General features: G+C 67.8%; 19 protein-coding genes and 3 pseudogenes. 9 read left to right on the forward strand and 13 right to left on the reverse strand.

Annotated features, from left to right (window positions below):
- Window positions 1-4 precede the first annotated feature (4 nt).
- The gene (rraA, locus tag Bequi_RS10670; RefSeq protein WP_249737918.1) at window positions 5-526 is read left to right on the forward strand and encodes a ribonuclease E activity regulator RraA; all 522 of its coding nucleotides are present in this window, start codon (window positions 5-7) and stop codon (window positions 524-526) included.
- The gene (locus tag Bequi_RS10675; protein ID WP_249737919.1) at window positions 523-1,812 is read left to right on the forward strand and encodes an MFS transporter; all 1,290 of its coding nucleotides are present in this window, start codon (window positions 523-525) and stop codon (window positions 1,810-1,812) included. The genes rraA and Bequi_RS10675 overlap by 4 nt, the downstream gene beginning before the upstream one ends.
- 91 nt (window positions 1,813-1,903) lie before the next feature.
- Here the strand turns inward: Bequi_RS10675 and Bequi_RS10680 are convergent, their stop codons facing one another.
- Both Bequi_RS10680 and Bequi_RS10685 read right to left on the reverse strand, forming a co-directional pair.
- Entirely contained in the window at window positions 1,904-2,329 is a 426-nt protein-coding gene (locus tag Bequi_RS10680) for an FAD-dependent monooxygenase (protein ID WP_347271999.1), read from the reverse strand.
- Window positions 2,330-2,350: 21 nt separating this feature from the next.
- Window positions 2,351-3,040: an NAD(P)-binding protein gene (locus Bequi_RS10685; protein ID WP_249737921.1), complete on the reverse strand. Its 690-nt coding sequence runs from the start codon at window positions 3,038-3,040 to the stop codon at window positions 2,351-2,353.
- Window positions 3,041-3,087: 47 nt separating this feature from the next.
- On the opposite strand from Bequi_RS10685, the gene Bequi_RS10690 reads away from it, so the two are divergent.
- Window positions 3,088-3,666, forward strand: coding sequence for a TetR/AcrR family transcriptional regulator (locus Bequi_RS10690; RefSeq protein ID WP_249737922.1), 579 nt, complete (start codon window positions 3,088-3,090; stop codon window positions 3,664-3,666).
- Window positions 3,667-3,695: 29 nt separating this feature from the next.
- Here the strand turns inward: Bequi_RS10690 and Bequi_RS10695 are convergent.
- Window positions 3,696-4,921: pseudogene (locus Bequi_RS10695) on the reverse strand (IS3 family transposase).
- A 104-nt stretch (window positions 4,922-5,025) separates the two neighbouring features.
- On the opposite strand from Bequi_RS10695, the gene Bequi_RS10700 reads away from it, so the two are divergent.
- Entirely contained in the window at window positions 5,026-6,117 is a 1,092-nt protein-coding gene (locus tag Bequi_RS10700) for a hypothetical protein (RefSeq protein ID WP_249737923.1), read from the forward strand.
- Window positions 6,118-6,176: 59 nt separating this feature from the next.
- Here the strand turns inward: Bequi_RS10700 and Bequi_RS10705 are convergent.
- The 6 genes and pseudogenes from Bequi_RS10705 to Bequi_RS10730 form a co-directional block, all read right to left on the reverse strand.
- Window positions 6,177-6,470: pseudogene (locus Bequi_RS10705) on the reverse strand (integrase core domain-containing protein); the annotation flags it as partial.
- A 4-nt stretch (window positions 6,471-6,474) separates the two neighbouring features.
- Window positions 6,475-7,914: an IS30 family transposase gene (locus Bequi_RS10710; protein WP_430623115.1), complete on the reverse strand. Its 1,440-nt coding sequence runs from the start codon at window positions 7,912-7,914 to the stop codon at window positions 6,475-6,477.
- A 49-nt stretch (window positions 7,915-7,963) separates the two neighbouring features.
- A pseudogene (locus tag Bequi_RS10715) lies at window positions 7,964-8,619 on the reverse strand (transposase); the annotation flags it as partial.
- Window positions 8,620-8,945: 326 nt separating this feature from the next.
- A complete protein-coding gene (locus Bequi_RS10720; RefSeq protein ID WP_249737924.1) occupies window positions 8,946-10,139 on the reverse strand; it encodes an alcohol dehydrogenase catalytic domain-containing protein in 1,194 nt (397 codons plus the stop codon).
- 200 nt (window positions 10,140-10,339) lie between these two features.
- Window positions 10,340-11,266 (reverse strand): integrase core domain-containing protein, encoded by a 927-nt coding sequence (locus Bequi_RS10725; protein ID WP_249737925.1) that lies wholly within the window; start codon window positions 11,264-11,266, stop codon window positions 10,340-10,342.
- Between the two features lie 17 nt (window positions 11,267-11,283).
- The gene (locus tag Bequi_RS10730; RefSeq protein ID WP_249737926.1) at window positions 11,284-11,601 is read right to left on the reverse strand and encodes a helix-turn-helix domain-containing protein; all 318 of its coding nucleotides are present in this window, start codon (window positions 11,599-11,601) and stop codon (window positions 11,284-11,286) included.
- A gap of 235 nt (window positions 11,602-11,836) precedes the next feature.
- Between Bequi_RS10730 and Bequi_RS10735 the strand changes: the two genes are divergently transcribed.
- The 4 genes from Bequi_RS10735 (at window position 11,837) to Bequi_RS10750 (ending at window position 14,491) form a co-directional block, all read left to right on the forward strand.
- Complete coding sequence (locus Bequi_RS10735) at window positions 11,837-12,424, forward strand: YdhK family protein (protein WP_249737927.1); 588 nt, start codon at window positions 11,837-11,839, stop codon at window positions 12,422-12,424.
- A gap of 113 nt (window positions 12,425-12,537) precedes the next feature.
- Window positions 12,538-13,074: a CueP family metal-binding protein gene (locus Bequi_RS10740; RefSeq protein ID WP_347272000.1), complete on the forward strand. Its 537-nt coding sequence runs from the start codon at window positions 12,538-12,540 to the stop codon at window positions 13,072-13,074.
- 197 nt (window positions 13,075-13,271) lie between these two features.
- Window positions 13,272-13,724, forward strand: a complete 453-nt coding sequence (locus Bequi_RS10745; protein WP_347271996.1) for a TlpA family protein disulfide reductase — start codon at window positions 13,272-13,274, stop codon at window positions 13,722-13,724.
- Entirely contained in the window at window positions 13,724-14,491 is a 768-nt protein-coding gene (locus tag Bequi_RS10750; RefSeq protein WP_249737929.1) for a cytochrome c biogenesis CcdA family protein, read from the forward strand. The genes Bequi_RS10745 and Bequi_RS10750 overlap by 1 nt, the downstream gene beginning before the upstream one ends.
- A gap of 18 nt (window positions 14,492-14,509) precedes the next feature.
- Here the strand turns inward: Bequi_RS10750 and Bequi_RS10755 are convergent, their stop codons facing one another.
- The 4 genes from Bequi_RS10755 to Bequi_RS10770 all read right to left on the reverse strand — a co-directional run bounded on the left by Bequi_RS10755 (window position 14,510) and on the right by Bequi_RS10770 (window position 19,145).
- Window positions 14,510-15,586 (reverse strand): sensor histidine kinase, encoded by a 1,077-nt coding sequence (locus Bequi_RS10755; RefSeq protein WP_249737943.1) that lies wholly within the window; start codon window positions 15,584-15,586, stop codon window positions 14,510-14,512.
- A 67-nt stretch (window positions 15,587-15,653) separates the two neighbouring features.
- Complete coding sequence (locus tag Bequi_RS10760; RefSeq protein ID WP_249737930.1) at window positions 15,654-16,367, reverse strand: response regulator transcription factor; 714 nt, start codon at window positions 16,365-16,367, stop codon at window positions 15,654-15,656.
- The gene (locus Bequi_RS10765) at window positions 16,357-18,771 is read right to left on the reverse strand and encodes a heavy metal translocating P-type ATPase (protein WP_430623116.1); all 2,415 of its coding nucleotides are present in this window, start codon (window positions 18,769-18,771) and stop codon (window positions 16,357-16,359) included. Before Bequi_RS10765 ends, Bequi_RS10760 begins: the two co-directional genes overlap by 11 nt.
- Before the next feature lie 50 nt (window positions 18,772-18,821).
- Window positions 18,822-19,145, reverse strand: coding sequence for a cation transporter (locus Bequi_RS10770; RefSeq protein WP_249737931.1), 324 nt, complete (start codon window positions 19,143-19,145; stop codon window positions 18,822-18,824).
- A 289-nt stretch (window positions 19,146-19,434) separates the two neighbouring features.
- Here Bequi_RS10770 and Bequi_RS10775 point away from each other — a divergent pair, with 289 nt between their 5' ends.
- Window positions 19,435-19,815, forward strand: coding sequence for a hypothetical protein (locus Bequi_RS10775; RefSeq protein WP_249737932.1), 381 nt, complete (start codon window positions 19,435-19,437; stop codon window positions 19,813-19,815).
- The last annotated feature ends 342 nt before the right edge of the window (window positions 19,816-20,157 follow it).

Raw genomic sequence — 20,157 nt, forward strand, 5'->3', positions numbered from 1 at the left:
GCGGATGACGACTTCATGCGACGTGTTCGATCTGCACTCCGGCCGGCCTGCAGGCGGCGGTCTCGACCCCGCGCAGGTGGTCGCAGCGCCCTGGCGATCGTTCGGCGGCCAGGCCGCGATCGCCGGGCCGGTCGCGACGGTGCGCTGCTTCCACGACAACACCTTCGTGCGAAAGGTGCTCTCGACGCCTGGGAGAGGCCGCATTCTCGTGGTCGACGGGGCGGGGTCTCTGTCGCATGCCCTGATGGGCGATGCGGTGGGCTCTCTCGCGCTGGAGAACGGGTGGGCCGGGGTGGTGGCGCACGGCGCGGTGCGCGACAGCGCGGCCCTGGAGCGCCTGGATCTGGGGGTGTTCGCGCTCGGGACCGTGCCGCGGCCCTCGCGCAAGGAGGGCTTCGGAGCGGCTGGCGTGGTCCTGGACATCTGCGGGGCCCGGATCGCACCTGGAGATCTGCTCGTCGCCGACGCCGACGGCATCGTGGCCGTGTCCGGGGCGACCAAGGATCTTCCGCACCGAGCGCCGTGATCCTCTCGCTGGAGACGCGCGCCGGGCTGCGGCCGCTGATCGCACCGGTGTACGTCCCGTCCCTTGTGTATGGGGCGGGAGCGTCGGCTCTCCTCCCCGCTCAGGTGCTGCTCGCGCTGCAGATGGGCTTCACCGCCGCTGGCGTGGCCGCGCTCATGACATGGATCGGCGCCTTCGCGATCGCGTCCTCGATGCTCGCAGGCCTCCTGGTCGACCGGTTCGGCGAGCGGGCCTGCCTGTGCCTGGTCACGGGGATCGGCGTTCTGGGCCTGGTGGTTGCGGCCGTCTGCAGCGCGGCCGCGGCGCCCGGGGCGCGCTGGGTGCTGATCGGAGCGCTGACCGTGTTCGATCTCGTGGACGCCGTATGGTCCATCGCCCGACAGGGCCTGGTCGCCGACCTGGCGCCCACGGCCATGCGGGGCCGCGCCATGAACCTGTACGGCGCGTGCCAGCGCCTCGGACGGATCGGCGGCCCCCTGATCGCCGCGGCCGTCCTCGCTGCGACCGGGCCCGCGGCTGTACTGCCGATCGCCGCGCTGATCGTCCTGGGCGCACTGTTCCTCCTGCTCCGTGTCGCCCCCGCCTCCGCACGCGCAGTCGCGGCGCCGGAGCCGCGCTCTCCGGCTGCGCCCGTTGCTGTCGCCAACGCCGTTCCTGAGAGCCGCCCCCTCGACGCGCCGCGCGTCCCGGTGCGGCTGTGGCGCCATCGCATGGCGCTGCTCGGGACCGGAGTGCTGATCCTGTCCGCGCTGCGCAGTGCGAACGAGACCCTCGTGCCCCTGTGGGCCGCTTCCGGAGCGGGTCTCGTCGGCACGGAGGTCGCTCTCGTCCTCGCACTGGCCTCGAGTGCCCAGCTGCTGCTGTTCTGGCCGGCCGGGCTCGCCCTGGATCGCTGGGGCCGCTCCCCTGTCGTGGTCACCGCGATGGGCCTCATGGGCATCGGTCTGTGCCTGGCCCCCACCAGCCGCGGCGCGATCTGGCTGCTCGCCCGCGCGATGATCATCGGCCTCGGAGACGGGACCGGTGCCGGGATCATCAAGACGCTCGGTGCCGACCTGGCGCCGAGAAGCCGGCGATCCACCTTCCTCGGACGATGGCAGGCCATCGCGTCCGCGGGCAGCCTCCTCGCCCCCGCGGTTGGCGCGGCAGCCATCGCCATGACGTCGCTGCAGACCGCGCTGGTCCTCAACGGCGCGATCGGACTCGCCGGCGCTGCGTGGATGGCCTGGTGGACCCCGAAGCTCCTCCCCCGGCCTGGCCGTGCCGATCGAGCCGCCGCCCCTTAGCTTTCTCCGCCTCGAACAGCACAGACTCGGCGACGCTGACAGCACCAGGGGACCTTCCAGCCTGCTGGACGAGGCCGCGACAGACGGGAGATCAGGGCAGGGGCTCCCATGCCTGCACCGATAGCTCCGCTCGCTCCAGCACCCTCCGCGGCACCGCGCGCATCGCGACGTCACGGACTGCCGTCACGGGCCAGGAAGATGCCTGCGCGATCCGTCCCGCTCGCCGGGACTGCGCCGCGATCGCCTGCGCACGGGGGCGGCGCGCGCGGTCGTACTGCGCCAGGGCGCCGCCCAGGGCAGCAGGGCTCGGCTGTGTCTGCTCGAGAAAAGGGGCCAGCACCGAGACGAGCACGGCGGCGTCCTCGAGCGCCTGGTTCGCGCCCTGCCCCAGATTCGGTGTCATCGCATGTGCCGCGTCCCCGAGGAGCGCCGTCGACCCGCGGACGAACGAGGGCAGTCCCGGTCGAAGCTCCTCGATCGGGAGGGACTGGATCGCGCGAGGATCGAGAGCCTCCAGGACGTGGGGCGCGTCCCCGCCCTAATCTCCGAACGCCGCCCGGACGGCCTGGCAGGTCGCGGGCGGCGGCTCCTCTTCGCGTCCGTTCACGGTCGCGAACCAATACACCCGGCCGTCGTCGAGGGGCGCCATTCCGAAGCGCTTCCCGCGCCCCCACATCTCTCCGGGCGCACCAGGGCGGACCGCTCGGGAGGTGACGCCTCGCCATGCGTGGTACCCGGCGAAGCGGATACCGGGGTCGCCTGGCCACCCGGCACGGGTTCGGCTGCGGATCCCGTCGGCAGCGACGACGACATCGAAACCCTCGTCGCTCAGGGCCGCGCGCTCCGTCATCTCCTCGCCCCAGACGATCCGGTCGGACACCGCTTCGATCAGCGCCCTGCCGAGCCTGCCGCGCTCGATCACCCGGGTCGAGTCGAGCATCGACGCGCTCGACCGGACCAGCCAACGCCCGTCCGAGTCCAGGAGCCCGCCCCGCGCTGGCGGAGGCGATGAGAGGACCCTGTCCATCCGCGGCCCCAGGCCGAGAGCATCGAGCGCCCTCAGGCCGTTGCCGAACAGTGAGATCCCGAAGCCTCCGAGAGGCGATCGCTCGTGACGTTCGAACACCGTCACATCTCCGCCGCGCGCGACGAGCCCCGCCGCTACGGCGAGGCCGCCGACCCCGGCACCGATCACACAGATTCGCATGCTGCACCCCACCCGTTCCACTGTCGAATTCTCCAGTTGGATAAGATGGTAGCTCCTAGGATCTCCATGTGGAGAAGAAGAGGGCGATGACGACGACAACAACGCGTGAGCGGCTCCTGAACGCCGGGGTCGAGGTCTACGGGAATTCCGGAGCCCGTGCGGCGACCGTCAGAGCCATCGAGGACCACGCCGACCTCCCGCACGGGACGCTGCGCCACCACTTCGGCAATCAGGAAGGGTTCCTCGCGGCGCTCACGCAGCACCTCCTCCTGCTCGACTCGCCCACAGGTGACGAGGCTCCCGCGCAGATGGTCGTCCGCTGGCTCGACGAGGGACGCATCGCGACGAGGGCGCGCTACGAGCTCACGCTGCTGGGTATCCGAGACGAGCGAGTCGGTGCGATGCTGCGCGAGGGTCGGGACACCTTCGTCGCAGCTCTGGTCTCCCGCGGGGTCGCCCCTGCTCGAGCGCGCCTCGCTGTGGCCGCTCTCGACGGCGTCGTGCTGGATGGTCTGCTCCGACGGGACCTGGGAGCGGACCCTGCCCCGCTGCTGGCGCTTCTCGAGCACGACGAAGCCCCCCGGTCATCTGACCGAGGGGCTTCGCATCGGCTGCGCCATCAGGGACTCGAACCCCGGACCCGCTGATTTGAAGCGCCCTGGGTTTCGTTCCGTGGTTAGACGGTCGCGGGCGCGGTCGTCGTGGTGCGAGTGTAGGCCGCTTCGACGTCTGCCGGGGTGCGGTATTCGAGAGCTTCGTGCAGGCGAGCGGTGTTCCACCAGTGGACCCAGCCCATCGTGGCGATCTCTACGGCCGCAACGGACTCCCAGACTCGCTTGGAATGGATGAGCTCGGCCTTGTAGAGACCGTTCACCGTCTCCGCGAGGGCGTTATCGTAGCTGTCTCCGACGGTGCCGACCGACGCTTTCACGCCAGCGACGATGAGAGCATCGGAATATGCCAGCGAAACATATTGGCTTCCTCGGTCCGAGTGGTGGACCAGGCCGTCTGATTTTCGCTGCGCGCCCGTTGAATGCAGAGCGTGCTCGAGTGCGAGCAGTGGCAGGCCCTCGGTGTGGAGGCTTGGTGCCACAGCCCAGCCCACGATCTTGCGGGTGAAGACATCGGTGATGAAAGCGGTGTAGCAGAATCCCTATACCGTCCGGACATACGTGATATCGGCGACCCACAGCTCATGCGGGCCCTGCGCAGTGAACTTGCGTTCCACCAGGTCAGGCCTATGGTCCGGCGCGCTGCTCGGGCAGGTCGTGACCGGTTTCCGGCCTCGGCGCACTCCCTGTAGGCCGGCGTTCTTCATGAGCCTGGCGACCTGATCGCGACCGATCGTCCAGCCGGCGTGACGCATTGCGTGCCACATCTTGCGGACACCGTAGACACTGTAGTTCTCGCGGTGGATCCTCACTATTTCGGGGATGAGGATTGAATCTCTCAGCTTCCGCGCGGAGGCGGATCGCGTTTTCGCGGCGCGGTAGCCGCGGGAGGTGATGAACCCACGTTCTGTCGCACTGAGGGTGCGGCAGATGGCCTCGACCCCGAAGTTTTCGCGATGCTTGTCGATGAACGCGATCATTTCGTCGTGGGGCGGCCTGGTTCCTTGGCGAAAAACACTGACGCGGCCTTGAGGATCTCATTGGCTCGCTGGGATTCGGCGAGCTCTCTGCGCAGGCGTCGGTTCTCAGCCTCGAGAGACTCGGCTGGCGCAGCGTCTCTCGAGACTGGACCGTGCCTGTTGCACCAGACGCGGAGGGTCTCCGGGCCGATGCTCAGCTGCGCCGAGATCGCGCGGATCGATTGCGAGCGGGGGCCGCCCTCGCGGGCCTGTCGTTCATGGACCAGGCGTACTGCGCGCTCGCGCAGCTCGGGACTGAACTTCTTGGGCATGCTCCGATTCTCCTTGCTGAGACTCGGAACGAAACCCAGGGCGCTTCATGGGGGCTTCATCGAGCCGGTGGCAATCCGGCCCGTGGTTGCCTCATCATGGAGCGATGACTGCTGAGCGTTGCCGATCCACCGCCGATCCTGCCGAACCCCTTTCCGATGCCGAGCTGCTCATCGGCCTGGTGGTCTCACCATCCCTGAGTGCGGTGCTCGGCCCCGAGGTCACCACCTCGGTGCGCAAGATTTTGGTGCAGCGGTATCCGGGAGTGCGCTGGCAACTGAAGATGGCCGAAGACCGGCTGGTCGACCCACCCACCGAGACCTTGGACCTGCTGGAGGCGGCCCGAAACCGCGTGCTGGAGGAGAACTGGGATTTGGCCGTGGTGCTCACCGAGATCCCCCTGAAGACCGGCCGACGTCCGGTGCTCACCCAGCTCAGCCCCGTGCACGGGGTAGGACTGGTCTCCGTCCCAACCCTGGGACCCGTGCACGTGCGGCAGAAGGTGCAAGAGACCACCGTGCACGTGGTCGGGCAGCTCCTGGGCTACGACGCCGAAGACCTCAACGCCCAGCGGGATCTTGCTCGAAGAGCCCACCAGCTGTCCACCGATCTCGACGAACGCCCGGACGACAACGTCGTGCAGTTCACGGCCCGAGTGCTGAGCGGCAACGTGCGGTTGCTGCTGGGCATGATCCGCGCCAACCAGCCTTGGGCCTTCGTGGCCCGGCTCTCCCGGGCGCTGGTCGTGGCAGCGGCCACCGGCATGCTGACATTGGTGGCCTCGGACCTATGGGTACTGGCCATGGCCTACGGGCCGGTGCGCCTGGCCCTGCTGGCGGTGATGGCGATCGGGGCGGTGAGTGCCACCCTGATCCTGGGAGCCGGCTTGTGGGAGCGCCCACGGCGGCGAGCCCAACGTGAGCAGGTGATCCTGTTCAACTTGGCCACCACCGCGACCGTGGCCATCGGGGTTGTGGTGTTCTACCTCGTCTTATTCATCCTGTCCTGGGCCGGCGCGCTGCTGCTCATCGACGAGCAGGTACTGGCCGATGTCGCCGGTCACCCAGTGAACGCTTTGGACTACGCGAAGATCAGCTGGCTCACCGCCACCCTGGCCACCGTGGGCGGAGCTCTAGGAGCTGGACTGGAGGACGAAGATGTGGTGCGCGCCGCTGCCTACACCCGGTCCAGCACCTGACACAGCCCCAGCACAGAAGAAACTGAAACGGGACTGATGCACGATCAGGTCAGCTGGGGTTAGGCCGCCAGGCTGACGGTCGGGTTCATGATGGTCTCGAACTCGATGGGGGTCAATCGACCCAGGCGGGCCCGGCGGCGGCGTCGGTGGTAGGTACGCTCGATCCAGGTGATGATCGCGATCCGCAGCTCTTCTCGGGTCCGCCACCTCTTGCGGTCCAGGACGTTCTTTTGCAGCAGAGCGAAGAAGGACTCCATCGCGGCATTGTCCCCGGCAGCACCGACTTTCCCCATCGATCCGATGAGGTGATACCGGTTCAGTGCGTGCGAGAATTTCCGTGACCGGAATTGGGCGGGTTCAATCGGTCGATGCAACACCGGCTTGATCCAGCGATTCTAGATGCTCGTGGAAGACCTCTGCGGGCGTCTTCCACCCGAGGGTCTTCCGGGGGCGATTGTTCAACGTGTATGCCACCGCCCGCAGGTCAGCCGCGCTCCAGCGGGACAGGTCGGTGCCCTTGGGGAAGTACTGGCGCAGCAGGCCGTTGGTGTTCTCGTTCGTGGGTCGCTGCCAGGGCGAGTGGGGGTCGGCGAAGAAAACTTTCGTACCGGTGTCCAGGGTGAACGCTGCATGCGCGGCGAGTTCCTTCCCGCGGTCCCAGGTCAAGGTCTGGCGAAGCTGCTGAGGCAGGTCCGCAAGCGACGCCGTCAGCGCGGCGTTCATCGCGACAGCGCCGTAGCCGCCCAGCGCCGGCCCGTTCTTCACCGTGGGCTTCTCGCCCCAGCCGTCCAGACGGGGCAGATGCACCAGGATCGTGGCCCGGCTGGAACGCTCCACGAGCGTCCCGATCGCAGAACGACCGGTGCCGATGATCAGATCGCCTTCCCAGTGCCCCGGCACGGCACGATCGGCAGCTTCCGCTGGGCGCTGGGAGAGCACGACATCCTCGGTGACGTGCCCCTGGGCCTTGTTCCGGGACCGTTCCCGTGGCCGGCGCAGCGCCCGCCCGGTCCGCAGGCAGGCGACGAGCTCCCGTTTGAGCGCGCCGCGGCCCTCGATGAACAACGACTGGTAGATCGCCTCGTGGCTGATGCGCATGGACTCATCATCGGGGAACTCGATCTTCAATCGGTGGGAGATCTGCTCCGGGCTCCATGCCAGCGACCACCGGCGATCCGCCCGCAGCGGCTTGTTCAACCCCTTCCAAGGCTCAGGAGTCGGCCCGTCTGCGAGGGTGCCATCAGGACGGCGCACTCGCCCCGCGAGACGCTCTCGCACGTACTCGCGCAACGCATCGTTCACGGCCAGCTTCGCGACCTTCGGGCGCTTCGCGCTCTCCTGCGCCTTCCACTGCGCCACCAGCGCCCGGTACTCCGACTTGCCGGATCTCGTGGCCGCATTGCGGCGAAGTTCCCGAGATACCGTGCCCGGGCTTCGTCCCATTGCACGCGCGATCTCCCGCACTCCCTTGCCTTTCGCGCGCAGCAGCGCGATCTCCTCGCGCTCCTCGAACGACAGGTACCGGCCCGAGGGCTCCACCAGACTCAACGGCCTCATACCGCCAGCATGACGAAACCAGCGCATCCCGACCGGCACGGACACCCCTACCGCGATCGCAGCTTCCGCGGACGTGATCCCCGTCGCGATCAGCCGCCAGAACTGTCGCTGCACCGCCTTCGACGGCGCAGGCCGTCCCGGCGAACGCATCGGCGGCCGCAGCGCCCGATCCGCACGCCACTGCCGACGAACCCCTTCAGGCGCGTCACCTGTCTTCGCACTCCAGTCCTTCGTCGCCATCGCGAACCTCCCCTATCGAGGTGTTGCGACGACTGGTTGAATCCGCCTACCCGCTGAGTCCGGCCTCCCGCATCACGCGGGCGACCCGCTTGTGGTTGACGCGGTCCTCGGGCGCGGCCCCGTCGTTGAGCTCGGCCGTGATCCGCGGGACGCCTTGGGCATCGTCCTCCGCGTGGATGATGCGGATCCGCTCGAGCAGCTCGCCATCGGAAGCGGCCCGCGCGGACCGAGCTGGGGTGCCTGTCTGCCAGGCGTAGTAGGAGGAGCGCTCGATCTCGACGAGCTCGCACAGTCGCTTCACCGGGTAGGTGGTGGAGTTCTCGGCGACGAACTGGAAGCGACTCACCAGCGCGTCTCCCCGGCGAAATACTTCGCGGCCTTCTGGAGGATCTCCCGCTCTGTGGTGAGCTTCGTCGTCTCGGCTCTCAGGTGGGCGTTCTCCGCCTCCAGCCGTGCCACGCGCTGCTCGAGCGGCTCATCAGGATCCGATGTGGAAGCCGTCGGCGCGGACCGCAACGGGCTGTCTGTCAGCGTGCCGTCAGCCGCCGTTTTCTTCCCGGTCCCGTGAGTCTCCGGCCACTGCCGCAGCGTTCCCCGGACGATCCCGAGGTCCTCCGCGATATCGCGGAGCGTCGCTCCCGGAGTCGACTCATACAGGTCGACCGCCTGCCGGCGGAACTCCTCGGAGTAGTTCTTTCTGGCCATGGTTCATAATCTCGCTTCCCCAGCCAATGCTGGAATCAGCGTGTCCACGAACAAGGGTCAGGCCCCCTCTCCCCGAACGCCTACGAGCGCGCCTACACCGCTACGCTGGCGCTCGCAGCGTAAACAACCCCCGTGTCCACGAACCGGGGGTAGGCCCCCCCGACGCCACGCTCGCCCACCAGCATCCGTCCAAAAGTCGCAGCGAGCTGCCCCAGGCCCGCGCCAGGCATCGTCCAGGACGGGAGCAGCGAAGGTTCCGTGCACAGAGCCGGCCCGCGGCCGTCGCTTGCGCGACGATCGCGGGCCGGGTGTATGACATCCCTGAATCAGGCGGGGATCATGCCATGCGGGTCGATGATGAACTTCTCCGAGGCACCGGAGTCGAACGTTGCATACGCGTCCGGGGCGTCGTCGAGGCTGATGACCTTGGTGTTGAGCATGTCGCTGAGGTAGGGCATGCGGTCCCACAGGATCGCCATCATCAGTTCGCGGTTGTAGTGCATGATCGGGGCCTGGCCGCCGGAGATCCGAGGCGACTTGATCCACGCCTTGCCGAAGTCGAGCGAGAAGGTGCCCTCCTGCTCGGCCTTGGAGGACGCCAGCGGGTTCGGGCCGTAGACGCCGACGATGCCGGTGGCACCGCCTGCGCGGGTGGCGTCCATGACCTGGTTGATGGCGTGTGCCGGGTTCATGTCCTCGGCCTCGCGGCCGATCCCGTGGGCTTCTGAGCCGACGTAGTCGACGGCGCAGTCCACCATGGGCTCGCCGAGGATGGCCTCGATCTGATCGGTCAGCGGCACGTCCTGGTTCAGGTCGATGGTCTCGCAGCCGTTGTTCTTCACCAGGTCCAGACGGTCCTGATGGTAGTCACCGACGATGATGCAGGAAGCGCCCAGGAGCCGGGCCGCCGCGGCGCCGCAGCGTCCCACAGGTCCGGCGCCGGCGATGTAGACGGTCGAGCCGGGCTTCGCCCCGGCCTCCATGAGGCCGTGGAACGCGGTGGGCAGGATGTCCGAGAGCAGGGCGAGGTCACGGATCTTCTCCATGGCCTGGTCCTTGTCCGGGAAGCGGAGCAGCTGGAAGTCGGCGTAGGGGACGAACAGGTACTCCGCCTGTCCGCCCTGGAAGTCGCCCAGGTTGAACCCGTAGGCGCCGCAGGCCGCGTCGGGGTTCACGGTCTCGCACGCCTCGGTGTGGCGGGCGCGGCAGTTGCGGCATCGGCCGCAGGCGACGTTGAAGGGGACCGAGACCAGGTCGCCTTCGGAGAGGAACTCGACGTCGGAGCCGACCTCGACGACCTCGCCGGTCATCTCGTGCCCCATCACCATGCCCTGGGGTACGGGGAAGGAACCGCGGTAGATGTGCAGGTCGGAGCCGCAGATATTGGTGGCGACGATCTTGAGGATGACGCCGTGCGGGGCGCTCTTGCCGTTCGGCATCTCGAGCTTCGGGAAGTCGAGGGTTTCGACGCGCATGTCCTTGACGTTCTGGAACACGACGGCGCGGTTGCTGCTTGCCATGACGATCTCCTCCAGTTGTGGATGGCCCGGTCGCGGAAGTGCCACGGTCATTCGGATGCCCGTCGCCCGCGACCTCGCCTCTCTTCGAGCATAGGCCACCCACGAGTCCATCCTCCACAGCTGTGCGGGCCACCGTTCCAGTAGTGAATGCCGCAGATGGGGGCCGGCCAGGACAGGTGGCGCTCCGACGCTGTCCCGCGTCAAGTAGTTGGCACGTTTTCGGTGGTGGGAAAGGTAGGGGTGTAGGGGTCGGCGTGGCCGAGGTGGACGTCCAGCGGTCGGTTCCAGGCCAGGGCCTCGTGAGGACGGATCTGGTTGTACTCGCTGCGGTAGGCGTCGGCGTGCTCGACCAGCGCCAGGACGTCGTCGATCTCCTCGAGGAACAGTCTTTCGTACTTCAGCGTGCCGAACCCGCGTTCACGGGACCCGTTCTGTCCCGGAGTGCGAATTCTGGTGCGGACGTGGCGCAGCTCGGGATGGCTGGTGATGAAGTGCTCGAATCGGAATGAGCGGAACGGGCCGCCGTTGTCCGTCACGATCGTGAGGGCGGGGATGACCTCGCCGTTCTCGTCTGCCTGGCAGGTCTCGATCAGCGGATGACCGAACAGGGCTTCGTAGTGTTCCAGGGCGGTCTCGATCGCGGTGATCGCGTCGTGCTGGTTCGCGGTGGGAGAGACGTGCCAGGGATACTCGTACTTGCTCCAGTAGTCCCGGCATCCTGCGATCCTCCAGGTCCCGCCGGTGTTGGTCTCGAACTCGGAGAAGTCCAGCTGCCATACCTGGTTCGCCCCGGTGGGTTCCTCCGCGAATGCCGCCTTGCGCCTCTGGGCGAGCTGGCGGCGTTCGCGCTGGTAGGCGGCGGGAAGGATCAGTCCCTCGTCGCGCAGCACGCGCAGGATGGTCGCCTGCGAGCAGGTGATCCCCTCGTGGCGGACCATCGCCCAGACCTTCCGGTGGCCCCACGCGGGATGCGCGAGGGCGTGAGCCCGAGCGGCCTCCCGCACGCTCTGCCGGGCTGGCCGGGGCCAGGGGCCCCTGGCCTGCTTACCGGAGCGTTGGCGGGCCTGGCGGCGCCTCCAGGTCCGTTCGGGCACGCCGATGATCTGGCAGAACCTAGTGGTCGGCATGCCCGCGTCGCAGCGGATCACCTCGAGGTCCTCGAAGGGCCCAGATGCCCCTCCGCGCTCTTCTTCCAGACCCGGGCTTCGAGGTGAGCCTCACCGAGGGCCTGGGTGAGGTCGGCCACCTCGGCCTCGAGCTGCTGCTCCCGGCTGGAGGGCTTGGACTTCCCGGCCACGATGCCCGAGCGGCCACCCTCGAGGAACTGGCGCTTCCAGTTCCCCACCGACTGCTCGGAGACCTTCGCTCGCCTGGCGGCCTCGGCGACGGTGACCTCGCCAGCCAGCACGGACAGCACGATCCGGACTTTCTCCTCGGACGGAACGACAGGTGGTCTTGCCATGATGATCAGACTCCTTCAGGTCAGACCCGCAAACAACTGGTCCTGCCACCAAGTCTGACGCGCGACAGAAACATAGGGACACCCCCCGAAGGACGGAAGCGGATAGACCACTCGTTTGGAGGCAATGCGGAATGACTGGCCAACGTTGTGCTCAAGAAGTCAAGATCTAACCTTGAGGAGACCTTGATCTAGGGGTCATAGGCTGGTGCAAATCGTCCTCTGACTAGGAGAAATCATGCGTTCTCGTCGCTCTCTCGGCCGTCTCGCGGCCGTCGTCGTCACCGGTGCGATTGTGTTTGCCGGCTGCACCGACAGCGGGTCTGAGGAGGGTCAGACGCCGGGCGAGTCAGAAGCGTCGGAGGCGTCCGATGGAGGCAGCCACGGCGGCATGGAGCACCCGATGGATGGCGGCCCTGCGCCCGAAGGTATGGCGTCTGCGGAGGATCCCGAGTTCCCGGTCGGCACGGAGGTGACGCTCACGGCGGACCACATGGAGGGCATGGAGGGGGCGACGGCGACGATCTCGGGCGCCTTCGACACCACGACCTACTCGGTCAGCTTCACGCCGACCGATGGCGGTGAGCCGGTCACTGACCACAAGTGGGTCGTTCACGAGGAGCTCGAGAACCCGGGCGAGGCACCGCTGGCAGAGGGCACCGAAGTGGTCATCACCGCCGATCACATGACCGGGATGGAGGGTGCTGAGGCCACCATCGACAGTGCCACCGAGGAGACCGTGTACATGGTCGATTACGAAGCCGACGGGATGATGATGACGAACCACAAGTGGGTCGTCGAGAGCGAGATCGAGCCCCTCCAGTGAACTTTCCGGCAAGACCGCGTAGCGCGTTGGGTCCCTCCGGCGGTGGATCCCGCCGCGGGACCGGCCAGCTGCCCCGACGATCACTCTTGATCGGTGTCGGACTGCTCCCGCTCGTGGTCGCTGGCTGTGGGACCCGCGGAGCTGAGGACGCTCCCGTCACGGAAGATGAGGACCTGCTCCAGGAACATGGGTTCGCTGACGCCGACGCACAGGAGATCATCGACCAGCTTGAAGCGCTCCCGGTGGCTGAGCGACCGCAGAACCTGATCGCCAGCGTCACCCCGACATCCCTTCAGCTCAGTGACGATGCAGGGCGCGAGGCCGAGTTGCCCCTTCCACCGGATCAGTTCTACCTGTCGGTGGCCCCATTCGTGGAGGCCACCCACGAGTGCGCCTTCCACAGCCTGACGACGTGCCGCGGGGAGCTGCGCAGCCGCGAGATCTCCGTGAGCGTGGTCGACAGCAGCTCGGGCGAGGTCCTTGAGGAGGGCACTCGCACCACGCATGACAACGGATTCGTCGGTTTCTGGCTGCCGCGCGGGATCACCGCGGAGCTCACGTGCACCCTCGAGGACTACACGGGGACCGCGTCCATCTCGACCCAGGCGGAGGATGATCTGACCTGTCTGACCAGTCTCCAGCTGACGTGAGCCGACGCAGCCTCCCCACTGCACTTCGACATCCCGCCATCAGCCCAGACGCGCCGGGGCCCGGCCTGAGTCGGCGGACCACCCTCCGATTGGGCGGCGGTCTGCTCGTCCTTGCTCCCCTCCTTGCGGCGTGCAGCGGTTCCTCGGACGCGGCAAGCCAGGCGAACGCCGGGTACGTCTCCGGTGATGGTGTCGTCGTGGAGATTCCTCCCGAGGTCCGCGCCGCTCCTCTAGAAGTCCGGGGAACGACATACAGCGGAGACGACTTCGACTCCGCGGCGCTGTGCGGTGCACCTTTGGTGATCAACGTCTGGTACGCCTCGTGTCCACCGTGCCGGGTTGAAGCGCCGGCACTGAAAGCGGTGCACGCGGACTATGGGCCACCGGGAGTGGAGTTTGTGGGCGTGAACACCCGAGATAAGGCCGGGCCGGCCGCCGCGTTCGAGGAGACCTTCGGGATCACCTATCCCTCGATTCCGGACCCCGACGGGGCGGTGATCGCGTCGATGGACGGCAGCGTCTCGCCCAACGCGGGCCCCACGACTTTGATCCTCGATGCTGAAGGGCGGGTAGCTGCCCGGATCACGGGCGCGGCCGACCAGAGCACCCTGGACAGTCTCCTGGACGCCGTGCTGGAGGAGGGTGCCTGATGGGTGAACTGTTCGCCACCACCGTGCTGAGTGGGCCCCTGGCCGTGGCGCTCCTGCTGTCGATGGTGGCCGGTCTGGTCGCGTTCCTCTCGCCGTGCGTGCTTCCGGTGGTCCCCGGCTACCTCGGATACATCACCGGGCTCACCGGAGGAAGCGCCGGGCCGCCCCGCACCGGCGATCCCGGGGAACGGCCATGGCGCCTGGTCACCGGCGCTGTGCTGTTCGTCGCCGGGTTCGCTGCGGTATTCCTGGTCATCGGCGGATTCGTCGGTGCACTCGGGTCATTGGTGATCCAGTACACCAGCGCGATCAATCGGATCTCCGGAGTGCTGGTGATCCTCATGGGCCTGGTGTTCGTGGGAATCTTCCCCCGCCTCTCCGGTGAGAAACGGATCCGGAAGCGCCCCGATGCCGGACTCGCCGGCGCCCCGCTGCTCGGGATCACGTTCGGCTTCTCCTGGACCCCGTGCATCGGTTCGACGTTCGCCGCAGTCGCCGCACTCAGCCTCGGGGAGGCATCCGCCAGCCGCGGCGCCCTCCTCGCCTTCGGCTACGCGATCGGGCTCGGGATCCCGTTCATCCTCTTCGCCCTCGTGTTCCAGCGCGCCCTAGGAATCTCCAAGATGCTGTCCCGGCATCGCCGCACGCTCCAGATCGTCGGCGGGTCCGTCCTGATCACCATCGGGCTGCTGCTGATCTCCGGGGTGTGGGAGCAGTGGATGGCGCTCCTGCAGGTCCAGATCGGCACCTTCACCACGATCGTCTAAGGGTGCTGCTCTCGAGGATCAGCGTTCAACGGTCGCTCGAGGAAGCCGGATGGTGAAGACGGCTCCGCGCCCGGGCCCCTCACTGGCGGCAGCCATGGTCCCGCCGTGCGCATCCACGAGGGCGCGACTGATCGTCAAGCCGATTCCCGAGCCGGAGTTTTCGCGGGTGCGAGCGCTGTCGGCGCGGAAGAAGCGTTCGAACAGCCGCACCTGGTCACGCGCGGTGAAACCCTCACCGTCGTCGGACACCGCGATCTCCACCACGTCGCCGGTGGTGAGCGCTGAGAGAGTGACGGCGCCCCCGGGCGAGGTGTGCCGCAGGGCATTGCTCAGGAGGTTTCCGAGTACCTGGGCGAGGCGGTCCGGGTCGGCGTGAATGATCGGGGAGCGGCGCATAACGAAATCTCGTCGCAATGCCACACCCGCTGCCGCGAACCTCTCCTCCCATTCCTGGAGTGTTGAGTCCAGCAGGTCGCGGACCGACGTGGGCCGCAGCTCCACCGGGAGCTGTCCCTCTTCGGCACGGGACACCTCGCTGATGTCGTCGGCCAGCCGGGACAGGCGTATGGTCTGACCGGCAAGGATGGGCATGGCCGCCTCCGGCTCGATGACACCATCAGCCATCGCCTCGTGATGTGCCGAGAGAGTCGCAATGGGAGTACGTAGCTCGTGGGCGAGGTCAGAGAGCAGCCGGCGGCGATTCTCTTCGACGGCATCTAGGCGTGCAGCCATGTCGTTGAGCGTGGCGGCCAGAGAGTCCAGCTCGGTTCCCGCACCGAGGGCGGGCACCCGAGTGGAGTAGTGGCCTCGGGAGAGTTCGTCCACGGCCAGGGTGAGGCGGTGGAGTGTCTGCCGGAGTCGTCGCGCCAGTCTCCAGGTGACCAGGCCTGCCGCTAGGAGGGAGACCACCAGTCCGACCCCCAGGGCGAGGGCGAGGGCGTCACGGTAGGCGCGCTCGATATGCAGAATCTCAGCGCTGCCCACCGGAAGAGCAGTCTGGAGCAGGTGATAGTGGAAGACGGCGGGTCCGATCATCACCGTCAGAGCGGTGATGCTGACGGCGCCGGCACACAGCACGATGAGCTGGCCGATCATCAAACGTGAGGCGAGGCTCGTGCCGGGGCGGGTCGTTCTGGCCGATGAGCGGGGATCAGTCACGCCCTCACCCCTTCCCCATCCGGTACCCGATACCGCGGACCGTGATGACATACCGTGCCGAACCCGCTGTCTCGTCCAGTTTTCGTCGCAGGTTGGCAATATGCACATCGACGAGATGGTCATCTCCGTTCCAGGTATCACCCCAGACGGCTTCCATCAGCTGGTGGCGGCTGAAGACCTGGCCCGGCCGACGGGCCAGGGTCATAAGCAGTCCCCTTTCGGTGGGGGTCAGCGGGACTGGTTGGCCAGCGAGCCGCACCTCCTGGGCGGCCGTATCGATCTCAAGCTCTCCGAATGCGCGCACGGTGCCCGAAGGAGCGGTCCCGGGCTCGGCGCGGGGCCGCCGCAGCACGGCCTGGACCCGGGCGACAAGTTCACGCACGCTGAACGGTTTGGTGAGGTAGTCATCCGCACCCACCGACAGGCCCACCAGGCGATCAACCTCCTCTGATCGCGCCGTCGTGATCAGCACGTAGCAGTCGGAGAAGGCGCGGATCCTCCTCATCACCTCCAAGCCATCGAGGCCAGGCAGGCCGAGATCGAGGATGATCACGTCCGGTGACAAGGCGCGGGCTACCTCCACCGCCTCCGGACCGCTTCGCGCGGTCCCCGTGGCGTAGCCGGCCTTCACGAGGTATGCCTTCACGACGTCCGAGAGCGCGACTTCGTCTTCGACAACGAGAACCGTCGCTGCAGCTCGAGCCGATTCACTCCTCATGGGCTCCAGTCTGATCTCCGTTCCTGGGCGCCGTGGAGGTCCTGCTCGAGTCCGACCGGAAGCTGGCCGAGCCCGCGCGGCTCGAAGACTGGGTCGTCGACACCGAGGTCGAGCTCTCGCGGCCGGCCAGGCGCGCCGCGCTCTTGGCAGGGGTCAGATCCAGTCGGCGCAGCATCTGCGCATTCAAGGCCACAACGACAGTGGACAACGACATCAGGATCGCGCCGACCGACATGGGCAGTACGAATCCGATCGGCGCCAGGACACCGGCGGCCAGCGGAACGGCGGCGATGTTGTACCCGGCAGCCCACCACAGGTTCTGCTTCATCTTGCGGTAACTGGCACGGGAGAGCTGGATCACCGAGAGTACCGAGCGGGGATCGTCGGAGGCCAGGATCACGCCGGCGGAGGCGATCGCGACGTCGGTGCCGGCACCGATCGCGATGCCGACGTCGGCCTGCGCGAGGGCGGGGGCATCGTTGACGCCGTCGCCGACCATCGCCACGGCTCGTCCGTCGCGCTGGAGCTCGAGGACCTTCTCGCTCTTGTGCTCCGGGCGCACCTGGGCGAAGACCTGGTCGATACCGAGCTCGCCGGCCACGGCGCGGGCAACGGGCTGGGCATCGCCCGTGATCATGACGACGCGGATTCCCAGCTCGTGCAGGGCATCGACGGCCTCGCGAGATTCCTGGCGCACTTCGTCGGCCAGGCCGATCGCTCCCGTGACCTGCCCGTCGAGGAGGACATGGAGGACGATCGCTCCGTCCGCGGACCACGGCCCGGTGGCCGGTAGCGGTCCCTGGCCGTGCTCGGCCAGGAGGTTGGGTCCGCCGACCTGGACGGTGCGCCCGTCCACGGTGGCGCTGACGCCGACCGCGGTGGTGGACTGGAACTCGGTGGCGCGCGGCACGTCGAGTCCGCGTTCCGCGGCAGCGGCGGTGATGGCGCGGGCGAGCGGGTGCTCGCTGTCGGCTTCGGCCGCGGCGGCCAGCGCGAGCAGCTCGTCCTCGCCCAGGGTGCGGACGGTGGTGACGTGGTTCAGGGCGGGCTCGCCCTTGGTCAGCGTGCCCGTCTTGTCGAACAGGACGGTGTCGATGGTGCGCATCCGCTCCAGGGCGGCACGCTCCTTGACCAGGACGCCGCCCTTCGCGGCCCGCTCGGTCGAGATGGACACCACCAGCGGGATCGCCAGACCCAGCGCGTGAGGGCAGGCGATGACCAGAACGGTGATCGCGCGGACCAGTGCACTCTCGGGCACCCCGACGACTGTCCACACGATCGCGGTGACGATCGCCGCGATCAGCGCGTACCAGAACAGCCAGCCGGCGGCTCTGTCCGCGAGCAGCTGGGCCCGGGTCGTGGAGGATTGGGCGTTGGCGACCAGGCGCTGGATGCCCGACAGGGCGGTGTCCTCACCGATCGCGGTGACGCGCACGCGCAGCGCGTTGTCCGTGGCCACCGTGCCGGCGACGACCTGATCACCGATCTCGCGACGCACGGGGCTGGACTCGCCGGTGATCATCGACTCGTCGACGTCGGCGCCACCATCGATGACTTCCCCGTCGGCCGGGACCCGGCCACCGGGTCGCACGATCACGACGTCTCCGAGCTGCAGCTCGGCCGGGGAAACCGCGACGATGTCCTCGCCCTCGATCTTCTCGGCCTGGTCGGGCAGGAGCGCGGCCAGGGAATCCAGCGCGGAGGAGGTCTGCGCGAGGGAGCGCATCTCGAGCCAGTGGCCCAGCAGCATGATCACGATCAGGAGGGCGAGCTCCCACCAGAAATCGAGCTCGTGGGAGAGCAGTCCGAGGCTGGCGCCGAGCGAGGAAACGAAGGCGACCGTGATCGCCATCCCGATCAGGAGCATCATGCCGGGCTTGCGATCCCGGATCTCCTCGACCGCGCCCGTCAGGAACGGTTTCCCGCCCCACAGGTACATGACCGTGCCCAGGACCGGCGAGACCCACCGCACCCAGGCCGCGTCCGGCAGCGCATAGCTGAGCAGGTCAGCGAACATCCCGTTCAGCAGCACCGTCGGGATAGCAAGGACGAACATGATCCAGAACAGCCGACGGAACATCCCCACGTGATCACCATGACCCGCATGGCCCCCGTGACCCGACATGTCGTGCCCCGCGTGCGGGTCGTGGTGCTCGTGGCCCGCCATGTCGTGCTCACCGTGCCCGGTCATGTCATGGCCGGTGTGAGTGGCGGTCGGCAGGGCATGCCCCTCGTGCGCCATCTGCTCGGCATCGTAGCCGCCATGACGGTCCCCGCCCGGCGGAGCGTCCGCCGGGCCGTGTGGGCCCGTGCCGCGGTGATGCCCGTGCTGGGCCATGTCGTGCCCGGCGTGGTCGGGTTCGGGGGTAACCGGGTGGTCGTGGTGGTGGTGGGGGGTGCTCATGGTGTCCCTTCCGCAAGGCCTCGGACGAGGCTGGGTGTTGCCGGGGTGGGTCAGGCGTCGGCCACGGTGTAGCCGGCCTCCGCGACGGCGGCGCGGACGGCGGCCGGTGCGGCAGCTCCGGCCACGGTCACGGTGGAGATCCCACCGGGCGCCAGGTCGATCCGTACTTCCTCCACGCCCTCGAGAACGGTGATTGCCGTGGTCACGCTGTCGGCGCAGTGACCACAGGTCATGCCCCGCACCGGATACGTCGTGGTCTCGGCCGCGGACGTCGCAGTCGCCTCAGCAGCGGCGCGGTCCTCCACCGGGGCGGTGGAGCAGCAGGAACAGCCGGTGGAAGCCATCGGCAGGGGTCGAAGTGTCTCGGGGCTCATGAGGTACTCCTCGCATCAGAGGGTGCAGCAGCGGCGGAAACTGTCGTTGCTCCCCTCAGTTTTATACCCCCTGGGGGTATTTGGCAAGTGATCCACTGCGGGAGCATGGGGTCGACCGGTCGCTCGGTGCCGGCTGCGCGGCTCTCGTCGGACACGCTCTCGTCCGCGATCGAAGAACGGCCGAGCCGGCCCGACCTGCTGCTCGCAGTTGCGTGCGGCGCCGCCATTAGGCCGTGTTGATCTAGTTCCGCTTCCGGTTCGTGGGGCTGGCGTGGGGTGAGATGCTGGCATGGTGACAAGCATCGATTCGACTTTCGCCTCCGCGATTCGGGGAACGTTCTATCGAGCGATTGATCCGAACTTCCGCGAGTTCGCGATCGCGGGATCGCGTTCGGTGGGCCGTTACTCGCGGGCGCACGAGCCGACGCTTTATCTGAGCTCGTCTGTTGACGGTGTCGAGGCCGCGATGATCGCTCACAAGGACGCCCGGTCGGTGGCGCTTGAGATCGTTGAGATCGATGTCGAGGCATCTGGCATCGTCGACCTCCGCGATGCGAACACTCTGGAGGCGGCCGGCATCGACCTCGCTGACGCGGTCGCTCCCTGGCAATACATCGCTGCCGCCGGCGGAACGCCGTCGTCGTGGGCGGTGCGCGACCGTCTCCTCTAGGTCGGCGCAAACGGGCTGATCGACCCCTCGCGCAAGAGCCCGGGGCTCTGGCACCTGGTGCTGTTCCGCTGGAACCAGGCCGACGCACCCACCGTCCGACTGGGCGGAGCCCTGTCGCCGCTGCAGACTAGCGGGGAGTGACGAGGTCGGTCTTGATCCAGATCAGCGTCGCGGAGAAGCAGATGCCGGCGCGGGACTGATGCACGATCAGGTCAAGGTGGGGCCTTGACCCTCGATCGTGGACACGGCGTCGGTTCGGTTATGCCGCTTCCGCGAGGGTAGCGGACGTGGTCGCCGCGTAGGCGTTCTCGTAGTTGTTCGGGGTGATCTGGCCGATCGCGG

The sequence above is a fragment of the Brachybacterium equifaecis genome, assembly GCF_023509525.1.
Classification (GTDB): Bacteria; Actinomycetota; Actinomycetes; order Actinomycetales; family Dermabacteraceae; genus Brachybacterium; species Brachybacterium equifaecis.

What these genes read in the sequence shown, in the direction of transcription:
- rraA (WP_249737918.1), top strand. Translation starts at nt 5, where the DNA reads ATGACGACTTCATGCGACGTGTTCGATCTGCACTCCGGCCGGCCTGCA.
- Bequi_RS10700 (WP_249737923.1), top strand. Translation starts at nt 5,026, where the DNA reads ATGACTGCTGAGCGTTGCCGATCCACCGCCGATCCTGCCGAACCCCTT.
- Bequi_RS10710 (WP_430623115.1), bottom strand. Translation starts at nt 7,914, where the DNA reads ATGGCGACGAAGGACTGGAGTGCGAAGACAGGTGACGCGCCTGAAGGG.
- Bequi_RS10720 (WP_249737924.1), bottom strand. Translation starts at nt 10,139, where the DNA reads ATGGCAAGCAGCAACCGCGCCGTCGTGTTCCAGAACGTCAAGGACATG.
- Bequi_RS10725 (WP_249737925.1), bottom strand. Translation starts at nt 11,266, where the DNA reads ATGCCGACCACTAGGTTCTGCCAGATCATCGGCGTGCCCGAACGGACC.
- Bequi_RS10730 (WP_249737926.1), bottom strand. Translation starts at nt 11,601, where the DNA reads ATGGCAAGACCACCTGTCGTTCCGTCCGAGGAGAAAGTCCGGATCGTG.
- Bequi_RS10735 (WP_249737927.1), top strand. Translation starts at nt 11,837, where the DNA reads ATGCGTTCTCGTCGCTCTCTCGGCCGTCTCGCGGCCGTCGTCGTCACC.
- Bequi_RS10750 (WP_249737929.1), top strand. Translation starts at nt 13,724, where the DNA reads ATGGGTGAACTGTTCGCCACCACCGTGCTGAGTGGGCCCCTGGCCGTG.
- Bequi_RS10755 (WP_249737943.1), bottom strand. Translation starts at nt 15,586, where the DNA reads ATGATCGGCCAGCTCATCGTGCTGTGTGCCGGCGCCGTCAGCATCACC.
- Bequi_RS10760 (WP_249737930.1), bottom strand. Translation starts at nt 16,367, where the DNA reads ATGAGGAGTGAATCGGCTCGAGCTGCAGCGACGGTTCTCGTTGTCGAA.
- Bequi_RS10765 (WP_430623116.1), bottom strand. Translation starts at nt 18,771, where the DNA reads ATGAGCACCCCCCACCACCACCACGACCACCCGGTTACCCCCGAACCC.
- Bequi_RS10770 (WP_249737931.1), bottom strand. Translation starts at nt 19,145, where the DNA reads ATGAGCCCCGAGACACTTCGACCCCTGCCGATGGCTTCCACCGGCTGT.
- Bequi_RS10775 (WP_249737932.1), top strand. Translation starts at nt 19,435, where the DNA reads ATGGTGACAAGCATCGATTCGACTTTCGCCTCCGCGATTCGGGGAACG.